Annotated in this window: 12 protein-coding genes; 3 read left to right on the forward strand and 9 right to left on the reverse strand. The window is 70.9% G+C overall.

The window, feature by feature from the left end:
• Window positions 1-74 precede the first annotated feature (74 nt).
• Both OG912_RS24600 and OG912_RS24605 read right to left on the reverse strand, forming a co-directional pair.
• Window positions 75-1,073 (reverse strand): aldose epimerase family protein, encoded by a 999-nt coding sequence (locus OG912_RS24600; protein ID WP_327711267.1) that lies wholly within the window; start codon window positions 1,071-1,073, stop codon window positions 75-77.
• A gap of 10 nt (window positions 1,074-1,083) precedes the next feature.
• Window positions 1,084-1,998, reverse strand: coding sequence for an SGNH/GDSL hydrolase family protein (locus tag OG912_RS24605; RefSeq protein ID WP_327711268.1), 915 nt, complete (start codon window positions 1,996-1,998; stop codon window positions 1,084-1,086).
• Between the two features lie 359 nt (window positions 1,999-2,357).
• Here OG912_RS24605 and OG912_RS24610 point away from each other — a divergent pair, with 359 nt between their 5' ends.
• The gene (locus tag OG912_RS24610; protein WP_327711269.1) at window positions 2,358-2,852 is read left to right on the forward strand and encodes a DUF3145 domain-containing protein; all 495 of its coding nucleotides are present in this window, start codon (window positions 2,358-2,360) and stop codon (window positions 2,850-2,852) included.
• A 352-nt stretch (window positions 2,853-3,204) separates the two neighbouring features.
• Here OG912_RS24610 and fabF read toward each other — a convergent pair whose 3' ends face one another.
• The 5 genes from fabF to OG912_RS24635 form a co-directional block, all read right to left on the reverse strand.
• On the reverse strand, window positions 3,205-4,467 hold the full coding sequence (fabF, locus tag OG912_RS24615; protein ID WP_326736017.1) for a beta-ketoacyl-ACP synthase II: 1,263 nt from the start codon (window positions 4,465-4,467) through the stop codon (window positions 3,205-3,207).
• Between the two features lie 76 nt (window positions 4,468-4,543).
• Complete coding sequence (locus tag OG912_RS24620) at window positions 4,544-4,792, reverse strand: acyl carrier protein (RefSeq protein WP_326736016.1); 249 nt, start codon at window positions 4,790-4,792, stop codon at window positions 4,544-4,546.
• 63 nt (window positions 4,793-4,855) lie between these two features.
• Window positions 4,856-5,857, reverse strand: a complete 1,002-nt coding sequence (locus OG912_RS24625; protein ID WP_326736015.1) for a ketoacyl-ACP synthase III — start codon at window positions 5,855-5,857, stop codon at window positions 4,856-4,858.
• A gap of 13 nt (window positions 5,858-5,870) precedes the next feature.
• Window positions 5,871-6,785, reverse strand: a complete 915-nt coding sequence (locus OG912_RS24630) for an ACP S-malonyltransferase (RefSeq protein WP_327711270.1) — start codon at window positions 6,783-6,785, stop codon at window positions 5,871-5,873.
• A gap of 89 nt (window positions 6,786-6,874) precedes the next feature.
• Window positions 6,875-8,074, reverse strand: a complete 1,200-nt coding sequence (locus OG912_RS24635) for a PucR family transcriptional regulator (RefSeq protein ID WP_326736014.1) — start codon at window positions 8,072-8,074, stop codon at window positions 6,875-6,877.
• A 120-nt stretch (window positions 8,075-8,194) separates the two neighbouring features.
• On the opposite strand from OG912_RS24635, the gene OG912_RS24640 reads away from it, so the two are divergent.
• Window positions 8,195-8,851, forward strand: coding sequence for a pirin family protein (locus OG912_RS24640; protein ID WP_327711271.1), 657 nt, complete (start codon window positions 8,195-8,197; stop codon window positions 8,849-8,851).
• Between the two features lies 1 nt (window position 8,852).
• Here OG912_RS24640 and OG912_RS24645 read toward each other — a convergent pair whose 3' ends face one another.
• On the reverse strand, window positions 8,853-9,443 hold the full coding sequence (locus tag OG912_RS24645) for a GNAT family N-acetyltransferase (protein ID WP_327711272.1): 591 nt from the start codon (window positions 9,441-9,443) through the stop codon (window positions 8,853-8,855).
• Window positions 9,444-9,691: 248 nt separating this feature from the next.
• On the opposite strand from OG912_RS24645, the gene OG912_RS24650 reads away from it, so the two are divergent.
• Window positions 9,692-11,716, forward strand: coding sequence for an alkaline phosphatase family protein (locus OG912_RS24650; protein WP_327711273.1), 2,025 nt, complete (start codon window positions 9,692-9,694; stop codon window positions 11,714-11,716).
• Between the two features lie 83 nt (window positions 11,717-11,799).
• Here the strand turns inward: OG912_RS24650 and OG912_RS24655 are convergent, their stop codons facing one another.
• Window positions 11,800-15,540 (reverse strand): S8 family peptidase, encoded by a 3,741-nt coding sequence (locus OG912_RS24655; protein ID WP_327711274.1) that lies wholly within the window; start codon window positions 15,538-15,540, stop codon window positions 11,800-11,802.
• Window positions 15,541-15,585: the final 45 nt, after the last annotated feature.

Here is a 15,585-nt window from a genome sequence, read left to right on the forward strand (position 1 = left end):
ACGCTTAACGATCTTGTATTATCGGCGTTCCCGCAGGTCAGATCGGCCTTGCCGGGTAACCGCCCCTCCCCGCCTCAGCGCGCCGAGAAGCCGTACACCGTCGTCGACACGTACTCCTCGCCCGGCCGCAGCACCGTGCTCGGGAACTCCGGCCGGTTCGGTGAGTCCGGGAAGTGCTGGGTCTCCAGCGCGATACCGGCACACGGGCCGAACGGCTGCCCGTCGAAGTGGTCCGCCGTGTACAGCTGCATGCCCGGCTCCGTCGTCGTGACGGTCAGGACGCGCCCCGACACCTCGTCGTACAACTCGGCGACCGGACCCGCCACGCCCTCGTCCAGTACGAAGTTGTGGTCGTACTCCTTGGAGACCGGCTGCGGCTCCCGGAAGTCGAACCGGGTCCCGTCCACCGACAGGAACTCGCCCGTCGGCAGCGACTCGGCGTCCGCCGGGGTGATCAGGCCGGCCGCGATCCGCAGCCGCTGGCCCAGCGCACTGCCGGAGTCGGCGCCCGCCAGGTTCCAGTACGTGTGGTTCGTCAGGTTCAGCACGGTCGGCGCGTCCGTCGTCGCCCGGTAAGCGATCCGCAGCGCCCCGTCCTCGTCCAGCGTGTAGGCCACCGAGAGCTCCAGGCGCCCCGGGAAGCCCTCCTCGCCGTCCGCCGCGACCAGGGACAGCTCCACCCCGCCGTCGATCTCGCGGGCGTCCCACACCCGCTTGTCGAAGCCGATGGCCCCGCCGTGCACATGGTTGCGGCCCTCGTTGCGCGTGATGTGATGGGTCGTCCCGTCGAGGACGAACGCCGCCCCGCCGATCCGGTTCGCGTACCGCCCGACCAGTGCGCCGAAGTAGGGCCCCGTGTACCGGACGTACGACGCGAGATCGGGCAGTCCGAGCGCCACCCCGCGCTGCACGCCGTCCCGGTCCGGCACCTCGACGGACTGCACGATGGCGCCGTACGTCAGCACCCGCACGCGCGTACTGCCGCGCTCCAGCGTCCAGCGGTCCACGGCGGTGCCGTCCCCGAGGGTGCCGAAGTGTTCCGTACGCATCACCGTGTTCGAACCCGTCTCCATGATCGAAACCTTAGCCCGGGGGCCGCGCCGCGGTGACATTGCGGTAGGCGATCTCGGCCAGCCGGGCCTGCCCGTTGCGTCCCGGGTGGAACCAGTCCCACTGGCTCAGCTGCTTGCCGGTGAACCGGTAGTCGAACACCGCCCCGCCGTCGTAGCGGCAGCGCGAGTCCTTCGCGCACACCTCGCGCAGCACCTCGTTGTACGCGATGACGCGGTCCTGCACCGCCCCGCGCCGGGCCACCGCCGAGGCGCCCAGGTTGTCGGCGTCACCCAGCATCGACTTGCAGATGCCCAGCTTCCAGATCTGCTTGCCCAGCTGACTGCCCCGGCCCGTGGACCAGAGCCGCTTGAGGTCCGGCACGCTCGACACGTACACCTGCGCCTTCGGCGCCGCACTGCGCAGCTGACGCATCGACGCCTCGAACGACGTGCGGAAATCGGCCACCGGCGTCATGGTCCGCACCGAGTCCCGGCAGGCGTCATTGGCGCCGATCATCACCGTCACCAGATCGGGGTCCTCCTTCGCGGCCAGCGCCATCTGCTCCGGCAACTGCGCGATCCGGGCACCCGTCTCGGCGTGGTTCCAGCTGTGGGCCGCCGCGCCCGAGGCGCCGAGGAGCCGCACCGCCAGGCTGCGCACCGCGCTGTCCGTGCCGGTCGACCAGGAGGCCTCGGGGCAGTCGGCCAGCACCGAACAGGCGTCGAAGCCCCGCGTGATGGAGTCTCCGACCGCGGCGACCGACTCCGGACTGCGGTCCCAGAGCGGTGCGGCAGCAGGCCGCCTGCCCGCGTCGGCCGTCGCGCCCTTGGTCGTCCGGTCGGAGCCGGAGTCACAGCCCGTCAGGACGGCCGTGCCGAGGAACGACACGGCGGCCAGCGCGGCCAGTGCGGTGCGTGAACGGTGCCGTACGGAGCGATCCGGCATTGCCCTCGTCCTCTCCTGTTCCTGTCCCATGCCTCCGGCACACCCGTGCGGCACCGGTCGGCGGGCCCGCGCGCCCTGCCGGGTGAATGCCGAGCGAATCATGGGCCCAGGACCGACGGTACGTCACACCTCGGACGCCGCCGCACGGTAGCTTTTCCACGTCGAACCAGTGGCTCCTTCGGTCACCCGGCTCCACTCGGGTGGCTCTCGAACATCACATCACGTCACATACCCTCCCTTCTCCGGACATTAACTCCCGATACTGTTTACTGATGACAGCCTCGGGAACCGGCCGGTAAGAGGTGGTACGGCGCGAGGCCGCTGGGGAAGGCGAACCTCGTCCCACACTGGAGGTCCCGGTGACGACACGTGGAGTCCTGTACGTCCACTCAGCCCCGCGCGCGCTCTGTCCACACGTCGAATGGGCGGTGGGGGGCGTACTCGGCGTGCGGGTCCAGCTCGACTGGATCAGACAGCCGGCCGCACCCGGCACCTGGCGTTCCGAATTCTCCTGGCAGGCCGGCCCGGGTACGGCGTCCCAGCTCGCCTCCGCGCTGCGCGGCTGGGATCTGCTGCGTTTCGAGGTGACGGCGGAACCGTCGCCGACCGCGGAGGGGGAGCGTTACAGCTCCACGCCCGAGCTGGGCATCTTCCACGCCGTCACCGGCATGCACGGCGACATCCTGGTCCCCGAGGACCGGCTGCGAGCCGCGTTGGCGCGGTCGCTGAGCGGGGAGAGCGACCTGGAGGCGGAGATCGCCAAGCTCCTGGGCAAGCCGTGGGACGACGAACTGGAGTCCTTCCGCCACGCGGGCGAGGGCGCGCCGGTGCGGTGGCTCCACCAGGTGGTGTGACCCCTCCCGGGGCGCTGCCCCGGACCCCGCGCCTCAATCGCCGGCGGGGCTTGAACGCAAGGCCCAACCGGGGCTCCGCCCCGCGCCCCGCGCCTCAAACGCCGGCGGGGCTGGGTTTTGGGCTTCGCCCCGTGCCCCGCGTCTCAATCGTCGGCGGGGCTGGGATGTGGCGGGGCTGGTTTGGCCACTCCTGGCGGTGGGTGCTTTCAAGCGGTGATCAGGCCAAATCAAGCCCCTCCGGCGATTGAGGAGCGGGGGCACGGGGGCAGCGCCCCCGAAAAGGCCCGCGGCACGTGTGAAGCCCGCCTCCCCTCACCGGGGGAAGCGGGCTTCACACGTACAGCCGAAAAGATCACACGCTACGGAACGCCAGCACCACGTTGTGCCCGCCGAAGCCGAACGAGTTGTTGATCGCCGCGATCGGCCCCTCCGGCAGCGCCCGAGGCGCGTCCCGCACGATGTCCGCCTCGACCGCGTCGTCGAGGTTGTCGATGTTGATGGTCGGCGGAGCCATCCGGTGGTGCAGGGCCAGGACCGTCGCGACGGTCTCGATACCGCCCGCGCCACCGAGCAGGTGACCGGTCATCGACTTCGTCGCGGAGATCGCGACATGGTCCAGGTCGTCGCCCAGGATCTTGCGCAGCGCCTTCAGCTCCGCGACATCGCCCTGCGGCGTGGACGTCGCGTGCGCGTTGAGGTGCACGACCTCGGACGGCTTGAGGTCCGTCTGGTCCAGCAGGTTCTGCATCGCCGCGGCGATACCGCGCCCGGTCGGCTCGGGCTGGGCGATGTGGTGGGCGTCCGCGGACAGCCCCTGGCCCAGCACCTCGCAGTAGACCCGGGCGCCGCGCGCGGCGGCGTGCTCCGCGGACTCCAGGACGACGACGCCGGCGCCCTCACCGAGGACGAAACCGTCGCGGCCGGTGTCGTACGGACGCGAGGCCTTCTCGGGCTCGTCGTTGCTCTTGGACATCGCCATCATGTTGGCGAACGCGGCGATCGGCAGCGGGTGGATCGCCGCCTCGGTGCCACCGGCGAGGACCACATCGGCACGGCCGGTGCGGATCATCTCGACGGCGTACCCGATCGCCTCGGCACCCGACGCACAGGCGGAGACCGGGGTGTGGACGCCCGCCCGGGCGTTCACCTCGATACCCACGTTGGCGGCCGGGCCGTTGGGCATGAGCATGGGCACGGTGTGCGGGGAGACGCGGCGTACGCCCTTCTCCTTCAGCACGTCGTACTGGTCGAGCAGGGTGATCACGCCGCCGATGCCGGAGGCGATGACCGAACCCAGCCGCTCGGGCTGGATCTTCTCGTCCTCACCGGCAGGACCGGTGAAGCCCGCGTCCGCCCACGCCTCGCGGGCCGCGATCAGCGCGAACTGCGCCGAGCGGTCCAGCTTGCGGGCGAGCGGTCGGGGCAGGACGTCGCCCGGGTCGACGGCCGCGAGGGCCGCGATCCGGACAGGCAGTTCGGCGAAACGTTCGCCCTCAAGAGGCTTGACGCCGGAACGGCCGGCCATCAGACCTTCCCAGGTCGATGCGGAATCGCCACCCAGCGGAGTGGTTGCGCCGATACCGGTGACGACCACGGTGCGATTGGTCGAGCTCACTGGAAAATCTTCTCCACGTGTAGAGGGTCGTGAATCAGCGGCGCCACCGCCGGGTGGCGACACAGCTGGGCTGGGATCAGCCCTGGTGCTTGAGGATGTACTCGGTGGCGTCGCCCACCGTCTTGAGGTTCTTGACGTCCTCGTCGGGGATCTTGACGTCGAAGCGCTCCTCGGCGGCGACGACGACCTCGACCATGGACAGCGAGTCGACGTCCAGGTCGTCGGTGAAGGACTTCTCCAGCTCGACGTCCTCGGCCGGGATACCGGCGATCTCGTTGACGATCTCGGCGAGACCGTCGAGGATCTCCTTCTGCGTGGCGGCCATGTTGGCGCTCCTTCGGTGTATGTCTGCTGGGTTCGGGCGTCCGGGCGAAAAGGCCCGGTGTGCCTAGGGGAGGGTAACGACCGTTGCGGCGTAGACGAGACCCGCCCCGAAGCCGATGACGAGCGCGGTGTCGCCGCTCTTCGCCTGACCGGTCGCCAGAAGCCGCTCCATTGCGAGCGGAATCGAGGCGGCGGAGGTGTTGCCGGTGGTCTCCACGTCACGGGCGACCATGACGTGTTCCGGCAGCTTCAGGGTCTTCACCATCGAGTCGATGATCCGCATGTTGGCCTGGTGCGGGATGAAGACGTCCAGGTCTTCCGGGGCGATCCCGGCCGCTTCCAGCGCCTGCTGGGCGACCTTCGCCATCTCGAAGACGGCCCAGCGGAAGACCGCCTGGCCCTCCTGCGTGATGGCGGGGAACTTCTCCGGCCGGTCGGCGTGGAAGGTGTCCCACGCCACGGTCTGCTTGATCGTGTCGGACTTGTCGCCCTCGGAGCCCCAGACCGTCGGGCCGATGGCCGGCTCCTTGGACGGGCCGACGATCACGGCACCGGCTCCGTCGCCGAACAGGAACGCCGTCGCGCGGTCGCTCAGGTCGGTGAGGTCGCTCAGCCGCTCCACGCCGATCACGAGTACGTACTCCGCGGAGCCCTCGACGATCATGCCCTTGGCGAGCGTCAGGCCGTAGCCGAAGCCCGCGCAGCCGGCCGAGATGTCGAAGGCGGCGGGCTTGCCCGCGCCGACCTTGTGGGCGATCTCGGTCGCGATGGCCGGGGTCTGCTTGAAGTGCGAGACGGTGGAGACGATGACCGCGCCGATCTGCTCCGGCGTGATCCCGGCGTCGGCGATGGCCTTGCCGGACGCCTCGACGGACATCGCGGACACGGTCTCCTGCTCGGAGGCCCAGTGACGGCTGGCGATTCCGGACCGGGAGCGGATCCACTCGTCGGACGAGTCGATCGTCTCGAGGATCACCTCGTTGGGCACGACACGGGTCGGGCGGTAGCCGCCGACACCCATGATCCGTGCGTACGGGGCGCCCTTGCTGGGCTTGATCTTCGACATGCTCTCGGGCTCCTTAGGCGCCTGCGTGCTCAGCGATGAGCGCGCGGGCCGCGTCGAGGTCGTCGGGGGTCTTGAGCGCGAGGGTCTGCACGCCGGGCAGTGCGCGCTTGGCCAGGCCGGTCAGCGTGCCGCCGGGGCAGGCCTCGATGAGCGCGGTGACGCCCAGCGCCTTGAACGTCTCCATGCACAGGTCCCAGCGGACCGGGTTGGCGACCTGGCCGACCAGCCGGGAGATGACCTCCGCGCCGGTGGCCACGGTCTGCCCGTCGGCGTTCGAGACATATGTCACGGCCGGGTCGGAGACCTCCAGAGCCGTGGCGGCCTCACGGAGACGTTCGACCGCGGGAGCCATGTGGTGCGTGTGGAACGCACCGGCGACCTTGAGCGGGACCACCCGGCGCACGCCCTCGGGCTTGTCCTCGGTGAGCGCGGCGATCTGCGCAGCCGTGCCGGCGGCGACGATCTGACCGGCCCCGTTGACGTTCGCGGGCGTCAGACCGAGCTTCTCCAGGTGCGCGACGGTGACCTCGGGGTCGCCGCCGAGCAGCGCGGCCATGCCGGTCTCGGTGACCGCCGCGGCCTCGGCCATGCCGAGCCCACGGGTGCGTACGAAACGCAGCGCCGCCTCGTCGCCGATGACTCCGGCGAGAGCGGCCGCGGTGATTTCGCCAACGCTGTGACCTGCGACGACACCCGGCGACGCGTCGAGCGCGGCGGCGGAGAGCAGACCGGCGGCGACCAGTAGCGGCTGAGCCACCGCGGTGTCACGGATCTCCTCCGCATCGGCCTTCGTGCCGAAGTGGGCAAGGTCGAGCTCGATGGCGTCGGACCAGGCCGCGATGCGGTCGGAGGCACCGGGGAGGTCGAGCCAGGGAGTCAGGAAGCCGGGCGTCTGAGCGCCTTGGCCGGGAGCGACGAGTACGAGCACCCTCACACTCTCTCTTGTGAACGGTCCGGAACGCCCGTGGGGACAGGGACGAAGAACCGTATGGGGAATTGTTGAAGTCCGACAAAAGTCTAGGACTGGAGATCTCTGTCGGCCAAGCGCCCCAGGATCAGGGCGATCCGCAGAGTGAACGCCGAGCGGACGTCGGAGGGCGACCAGCCGGTGACGTCTGTCACACGTCGGAGCCGGTAGCGCACGGTGTTGGGGTGGACGAACAGCATCCGGGCCGCACCTTCGAGGCTGCTCGCCTGTTCCAGATACACACTCAGCGTCTCCAGGAGGGCCGAACCTGCTTCTTCGAGCGGTCTGTAGATCTCCTCCACCAACTGATCGCGCGCGGCAGGGTCGCCCGCCATCGCGCGCTCCGGCAGCAGATCGTCCGCGAGGACGGGCCGCGGGGCGTCCTGCCAGGCGCTGCACGCCTTGAGTCCGGCGGCGGCCGCCTGCGCGGACCGGGTGGCCGCCAGCAGGTCCGGCACCACGGGACCGGCGACGACCGGACCCGCCGCATACGGGCCGATCAGCGCCTTCGCGACCTGGAGCGGGTTGTCGCTGCCGCCCGCGATGACGACCAGGCGGTTGCCCAGCACCCCGGTCAGGACCTGGAGCTTGGCGTGCCGGGCGGCCCGGCGGATCGCCTCCACCGTCAGCTCGCTGTCCCCGTCCGGGGCCGTACCGAGCAGCACGCATACATGCTCGGGCGAGTTCCAGCCGAGCGCGGCGGCCCGGGACACGGCGCCCTCGTCGGCCTCCCCGGACAGCACCGCGTTGACCACGAGCGATTCGAGGCGGGCGTCCCAGGCGCCCCGGGCCTCGGCGGCCTGGGCGTACACCTGCGCGGTCGCGAAGGCGATCTCCCGCGCATAGACGAGCAGCGCCTCACGCAGTACCGACTCGTCGCCGGGCGCGGCGACTTCGTCGATCGCGGCCTCCATGACCTCGATGGTCGTCCGCACCATCTCGACGGTCTGCCGCAGCGTGATCGCCCGGGTCAGCTCGCGCGGAGCCGTACCGAACACATCGGTGGAGATCGCCTGCGGGGTCTCCGGATGCCGGAACCACTCCGTGAACGCGGCGATACCGGCCTGGGCCACCAGGCCGATCCAGGACCGGTTCTCCGGTGGCATCGCCCGGTACCAGGGCAGCGACTCGTCCATGCGGGCGATCGCGTTCGCGGCCAGCCGGCCGGAGGACTGCTCCAGCCGTTTCAGGGTCGCGGCATGGAGATGGGCGGCGTTCGCAGCGGGCTGCTCAGGATCGGGTCGGGGCACGGGGACAAGACTGCCCTATCCGGACGGGTGCCCGAAGGGGCGGGGCGGGTGGCGGGTCGTACCGCCGGGTAGCCGGCCACGGACGGTCCTTGTTCCGCGGGGCCGGGCTACCGTGGGCGGGTGATTTCCGTATGTCGCTCGGGCGACCGCTTCAGAGGCGGGGACGGGGCGGCCGGCATCGAGTCCCGGCACTCCTTCTCCTTCGGCACCTTCTACGACCCCGACAACCTCCGCTTCGGCCCGATCCTGGCCTGCAACGAGGAGCGCCTCGCCCCCGGCGCGGGCTTCGAGGAGCACCCGCACAGCCACACGGAGATCGTGACCTGGGTGGTGGAGGGCGAGCTGACCCACCGCGACTCGGCCGGTCACGCCACGGTCGTACGGCCCGGGGACGTCCAGCACCTCAGCGCCGCATCCGGCGTCCGGCACGTCGAACGCAACGACGGGGAAGGCCCGTTGACGTTCCTCCAGATGTGGCTCGCACCCCTGGAACCGAGCGGCGAACCCGCGTACACGACCGTCCCCGGCATCGCCGACTCCACCCCGTACGCCCTGCCGGAAGCCGGCGCGATGCTCCATGTGCGCCGGCTGACCGAAGGGGAGCGCACGGCGGTGCCGGACGCGCCGCAGGTGTACGTGCATGTGGTGGCCGGGGACGTGCGGCTCGGCGACGAGGCGCTGGCGGCCGGCGACGCGGTGCGGATCGCCGGGGAGGAGGGCCTGGAGCTGGTGGCGGGCGGGGCGGCCGAGGTGCTGATCTGGGAACTGCCGGCCTGACCTACTGACCGGTGTCCCGGCGCCACATCGACCACATCGGCGGCCCGGACCGGAACGCCATCTCCTCGTGCACGGCGAACCCGTGCCGCTCGTAGAACGTCAGGTTGCGCCGGTTGCTCGACTCCAGGAACACCGGCCGCCCGTCCGTGTCGGCCTGCTCCAGCAGCCCGCCCAGCACCTGAGACCCGCGCCCCGTGCCGCGCGCGTCGGCGTGGGTGCCGATGTACTCGACGTACCAGTGCGCGGGCTCGGCCGGATGGCGGTGCTCCAGCGCCAGCAACCGCAGGCCCGTCCGGGGGAGTTGGGCCCGGCCCGCCCGCAGCAGCGTGCCCGCGTTGCGCAGCAGGTAGCTCACCGGGAGCTTCCACTGCCCGGGTTCCGCCCACACCGCCGCCACCGTGCGGTCCGGGTCGGTCCACACCCGGCCCGCAGGCACCTGCTGGGCCAGATGCGCGGTGAACAGCAGCCGCAGCCGCCGGTCCCGGTCGTGCGGCATCAGCCAGGACCAGACGGGGTCCTCGGCGTAGGCACTGGCGAGGACGGCGGCGAGCGCCGGGACGTCGGAGGCGGTGGCGCGGGCTATGTCGGTCATGGCCGGGGAGGTTAGCGGCTCTCCGCGATCTCCGGGAGTGGGACGGCAAGACCGGCCGACCGGCCAACCGGGCGCGAGTTTCGGCTATCACCGTGAAGCGTCTCGACCCGGCACCGAACCCCGTGGAAATCTTCCGGTGCCTCAGGAATACGTCCCTGGTTCGCCCGCCGTTCGCCCCGGCGGCCTAGTTTTCGCAGGAACGCGCCGACGTTCGCCCCCTGAACCACTCTCCCCCAGAGGTCCCCCTGATGACTTTCAGCACCCATGAACTCCCCCTCACCCGGCGCCGGATGCTCCAGACGGCCGCCGTCACCCTCGGCGCGATCGCTGCCGGCCCGGTCGCCGGGGCGGTCGGCGGGGCGCAGGCCAGTGCGGCCGAGTACCACCTGCCCAAGGGCTTCAACGGAGACATATCCGATCTGAAGCACGTGGTGATCCTGATGCAGGAGAACCGCTCCTTCGACCACTACCTCGGCCAGCTGCCCGGCGTACGCGGGCACCACGACAAGCAGGTCCTGAAGTTCCAGGACGGCACCGACGTCTTCCAGCAGCGCGACGCCACCGGCGCCATCGTGACGCCCGCCGTGTCGACCGCCACCTGGAGCGACAACCACAACTTCTACGGTGCCAACGACGGGCGTTGGAACACCTGGGTGAAGGACAAGGGCGACCACTGCATGTGGTACTACACGCCCGACTACATGCCGTGGATGTACTCGCTCGCCTCCCAGTACACCGTCTGCGACATGAACTTCTGCTCGCTGCACGGGCCGACCATCCCGAACCGCTACTACCTGATGACCGGTGCGGCGGGCGGCGAGGTCACCAACGCCAGGCAGAACGACTACAGCCGCAGCTGGACCACCGTCCCCGAGCAGCTCCAGCAGGCCGGCATCGACTGGCGTGTCTACTCCGACAACAGCGGCAACGGTGTCCGGGGCAGCCTCCAGAGCGGTTACGTCGGTGAGTACGGCTGCAACGTCACCAACAGTTTCGCCTCCTTCGACCCCCGTACGGCGGACGAGGCCGACCTCGCACCGGGCACCGGCAAGATCTGGAAGGCCAACTCCTTCGTCTACGAGGGCGCCACCACGCCCAACGACGACTCCGAGGCGAACCTCGACGCCGTGCTCCGCGACCTGATCGCGGCCTGCGAGCCGGGCGCCGAGCACCCGCTTCCCGAGGTCTCCTGGGTGGTGATGCCCGCCGCGTGGAGCGAGCACCCGGGCTTCGACACGGTGCACGGCGAGCGGTACATGAACAAGGTCCTCAAGACGCTCCAGAGCAACGAGGACATCTGGAACCACACCCTGGTGATCATCACCTACGACGAGAACGACGGAAAGTTCGACCACGTCCTGCCCCCGCGCCCGGAGGAGGGCACGCCCGGCGAGTTCTCCGGCACCACTCCGTACGGGTTCGGCCCCCGGGTGCCGATGGTGCTGGTCTCGCCGTGGACGCGGGGCGGCTATGTCGCATCGGAGGTGTTCGACCACACCTCGACGGTGAAGTTCCTGGAGACCTGGGCCTCCCATCTGGGCAAGCCGTTCACCTGCCCGAACATCACCGACTGGCGCCGCTCCATCGCCGGCGACCTGACCAGCGCGATCGACTTCGCGCACCCCCGGCCGGGCCCGGTCGTCATCGCCGACCCGGTCACCGGGACCCCGCCCAAGCTGCCGGAGGACAGGATGAAGCCGCGCGGCCTCTCCTTCCACCCGCACGCGACCTTCACCGAGGACCGCTCGGCCGGCACGGTGACGGCGTCCATGACCCTGGCCGGCGGCCCGGAGGGCAAGGCGGTGAGCCTCCAGGTCTTCCCCGACCAGTACCTCGCCTTCGACAACGCGCCGTACACGGTGAGCGCGGCGACCCCGCGTTCGTACACCTGGGACACGAACGGGACCGACGGCAGGTACGCCTTCTCCGTCTACGGCCCCGACGGCTTCCTGCGCTCCTTCGCCGGACAGGTGATCCCCGAGAGCGAGAGCAGGGGCAAGAAGCACATCGGCATTCCGCACGTCGAGGCGGAGTTGGTGAGGGGCCGGCGCGCCGAGGTCAGGCTGCGGCTGCACAACGACGGCAAGCACCCCGTCCGTTACGCCCTGAAGGCCAACGACTATCTCGGCGGCACCCGGAAGTTCATCGTTCCCGGCGGCGCCTCCACCGTCGTGCACTGGCCCACCGAGCACGGCTACTACGACGTGGTGCTCACCGCCAACACCGGGACGGGGTGGACCCAGCGGTACGCGGGACGCGTGGCGACGGTCTGACCGGAGCGGTGAGCGACCGCTGACCGACGCGACGGATCCCGGCCCCGACGGGGCCGGGATCCGCCGTGCTCCTCGCGGTGCGGCTACTTCAGGCCGAACGCCCGGACGACGTCCTGCGTGACCTTCAGCCCGTCCGGCCCCTCAGCGGTCGCCCGCAGCGAGACCCAGTCACCGGGGTGGCGCGGCGTGCTGAGGGTCGTCCGCCACTTCCCGTCGCCGGACTTCGTCAGCGTGACGGGCCGCCACGTCTTCCCGTCGTCGTACGACGCCTGGAGCGTGGCCCCGGTCGCCGTGACGCCGCTGGTGTAGCTGGACGAGCTCAGACCCAGCGGTACCCGGCTGCCCGCGCGCACCTGCCCGCGCAGGTCGGTGTCGACGTCGTACCCGAGGTCGAGGACCGGGACCTCCTTCTTGGGAGTGCCCTGCGGCGGCGCCGCCGAGCGGAACGTCCAGGTGGTGTCCGTGGACGTGGACCCGGCCCAGGTGCCGTTGTCGCGGTCCGCCTTGAACCTGAGCGTGTACTCCTGCTCGGCGGCCTGCAGACCGGTGTAGTAGCCGGCGTAGGCGCCCGTGCCCAACACCGTGTCACCACGGCGCAGTTCGGAGGAGGCGGCGCCGCCGGGCGACCGCGCGATGTGGCCGTCGGAGCCACCGGACCAGGCGGGCACGCTCCAGGAGAGCCCGTTGCTGGTACGGCTGGGCCGCCACAGGCCCTCACCGAACCGGGGGGCGTTGACGGGCTTGAACCAGTCACCGGGGTAGCGCTTGCCCGCGGCGTACACCTGCCCCGGCGCGACCTCCAGGACGGAGTCGGCGCCGAGGGAACTCAGGGTGAACCGGTGGTCCTCGTTCCACACGCCGAGCCCGGCCGGTGCCGGAGTGATGTAGTCGGTGCGCTCGTCCGGGTAGCCCTCCTTCTGCGTACCGCCCACGCCCTGACCCCAGGCGGGCGAGAAGAGGCGGTGGCCGAGCCCTTCGCGCGTCCCCGCCTCCTTGCGGAGCGCGTAGAACGAGGTGTCCACACGCGCCAGGTCCGCGGCGTCGGGGGAGTAGACCAGGTCCCGGTCCGGGATGGAACCCTTCTGGTACTGGAGCAGGTCGTACTGGTAGTCCGGGTAGCGGTGCTCGGTGAGGCTCAGGAAGCCGAAGCCGGTCCTCGCCTCCTTGACCAGCCGCGCCCCGTCCGCGCTGCCCGTGCTGGCCAGCGTCAGACCGTGGTTGTCGCCGAACGCCTCGTACAGCCGGCCGAGCTCGTCGTCCACGGTGATCAGCATGGCCGCCCCCGCGTCGGCGGCGGCGCGGGCCCGCTCCTCGGGGCTCGACGTGCCGCGGTCGACGATGACGGCCCTGCCCTTCGCGTTCAGGCCCGTGTAGTCGGCCGGGGTGCCGGCGCCCGCGTACACGGTCCTGAGGATCCGGAGACCGTCGTGGTGGGCGGTGCCGTCCTGCCCGGTGAGTTCGACGGTGCGACCGGTGCCGGTGGTCGCGTCGAGGGCCTTCTGCCGCAGCTGCCAGTGGACCATCAGGTCCTGGACGCCGTTCTCCGTCTGAGCCGTGGGCGAGATGTACAGATCCGTGTACGTCTTGTCCAGGACGAACGCCGAACCGAGGGCGCCACCACCGGCGAGGCTGCGCCGGTACTGGATGACCGTCTGCCCGTTCTCCGTCTCGCGCGGCGCGGTGGCGCGCACCCGGCGGGCCTTGGTGGCGTCGAGGTGCGCCGTCGCACCGCCGGGGCCCACGGCGATGTCCGGAGCGACGAGCATCGCCATGCCGAGGTCGTCAGGGCCTTCCCCGTTCACGTCCAGGAAGCCGAACGCCGAGTAGCTGCGGGGCGGGAGGCGCAGCGTGGTGCTGCCGTACACCGCGACGAAGCCGGGTGCCGCGTTGCCGGGATAGGTCAGGGCGACCGTGCCGTTGGCGGGCTTTCCGTCCCGGCCGGTCAGCTCGATCGTGTAGTCGTAGGCCTCCGGCTCCTTGAACAGGGCGTACGCCGTGTGCGCGACGGCCGCGCCGGTCGCCCGGTCCGTCGCGGTGACCTGACCGGACAGCCCCGTGGCCGCAGTGGACGCGGGCAGACCCGTCGGGTCGATCCGCACCGTCGCCTGCGCGGTGCCGCCCGCCGGGACGGTCACCGACGAGTCGGGCAGCGACACCGTCGCGCTCTTGGTGTCCAGGCTCAGGTCCAGGGTGATGTCGGCCGTGCCGGTGTTGTGGTAGGTGACGGTGCGGTCGACCGGGGCCGCGTCCGCGTTCGGCCACTTGAAGGCCGCCGTCGGAACGGAGCCGGGCGCCTCGATGGTGGATTCCACGGCCGCGGTGACGTCCATGCGTCCGTTGCCCTGCTGATAGGGCGTCATGCCGGTCAGCTTCTTCGACGTCGTCATCAGCGCGTTCTTGATCCGGTCCGCGTCCCAGTCGGGGTGTGCCTGGTGCAGGATCGCGGCGCCGCCCGCGACGTGCGGCGTGGCCATCGACGTACCGCTCATCGACTGGTACATCGGTGCGCCGGCCGCCGGGTGGGCGGCAGCGGCGCTGATGGACACGCCGGGTGCGGAGATGTCCGGCTTCAGGGCGTAGGAGTGCGCCACCGGCCCCATGCTGGAGAAGGCCGCCCGGCCATCACGCTGGTCGACCGCGCCCACCGTCAGCGCGGAGGCCGCGGCGCCGGGCGAACCGATCGAGCCCGCCGTGTAGTTGTTTCCGGCGGCGATCACGAACAGCGGGCCGCCGTCGGCGGACAGCCGGTCGACGGCCTGCGAGAGCGGGTCGGTTCCGTCGGACGAGGTGTTGGTGCCCAGGCTCATCGACACCACGTCGACACCCTGCTCCCGGGCCCACTCCATGCCCTCGATGATCCCCGACTCGGCGCCGCCGCCCGCGTTGGACAGGACCTTGCCGATGTAGAGCTTCGCGCCCGGTGCGACGCCCTTCTCCTTGCCGCCGGACGCGGCGCCCGACCCGGCGATCGTGGAGGCCACATGCGTACCGTGCCCGTGCCCGTCGTCCGCGCTCTCTCCCGGCACGAAGCTCTTCTCGGCCGCGACCACGTCCTTCAGGTCCGGGTGGGTGTCGTCGATCCCGGTGTCGAGGACGGCCACCTTGCTGCCGGTCCCGTCCAGCCCCTTCGCCCAGGCCTCGGGCGCGCGCACCTGCGCGACCGAGTCGCTGAGCGCCGCCTGCACCTTGCGGTCGAGCCACAGCTTGCCGATGCCGCTGTCCGCGTCGAACGCGCGCGTCTTCGGCGCGGCCGACGGGGCGATGTCCTTCCAGAACGCACGGGCGTGACCGGCGTCGGCCTTCATCGCCGTGGCGTCGACCCCGCCGAGCTTCCGCACCTGCGAGGCCCCGTCCGGCGCCGCGGGCGCCACGGCACCGCGCCCGCTCGGCGCGGTGGCGATCACGGGTATGCCATCGGACCGGGCGTCGTCATAGCCCATGTCCACCAGCCCGGTGACGTTGAACAGCTCCGCGTCGAGCTTCCCGGCGGCGATCAGCCCCATCGCCTCGGTGGGGATCACATAGGTGTGGTGTCCGTAGCTCTGCACGCTCACTCCACCGTGAGCGCCCGGGGCCCGGTCGACGGTGACGTCGTCCTGGTCACCGGGCCGGTCCGTGTAGTGGACGACGTCCCCGGTGACCAGCGTGATGTCGTGGGCGGCCTGCCCGGCTGACGCCGTGACCGCGGTGGTCGCACTGCTCGTCGAAGCCGCGTCGTCCGCAGCGGCCGCCGGTGAGACCAGCAGAGCACCGCTGAGCGCCAGGGGCAGAGCGGTGGCGGTTGCCGCGGGGAGATATCGAAGTTTGCGTCTTGGTCGCGTCATAGGTGGGATCTGCGCGGCCGGAGATCCCGCCAATCGCGGTTCCTG

The sequence above is a fragment of the Streptomyces sp. NBC_00464 genome, assembly GCF_036013915.1.
Classification (GTDB): domain Bacteria; phylum Actinomycetota; class Actinomycetes; order Streptomycetales; family Streptomycetaceae; genus Streptomyces.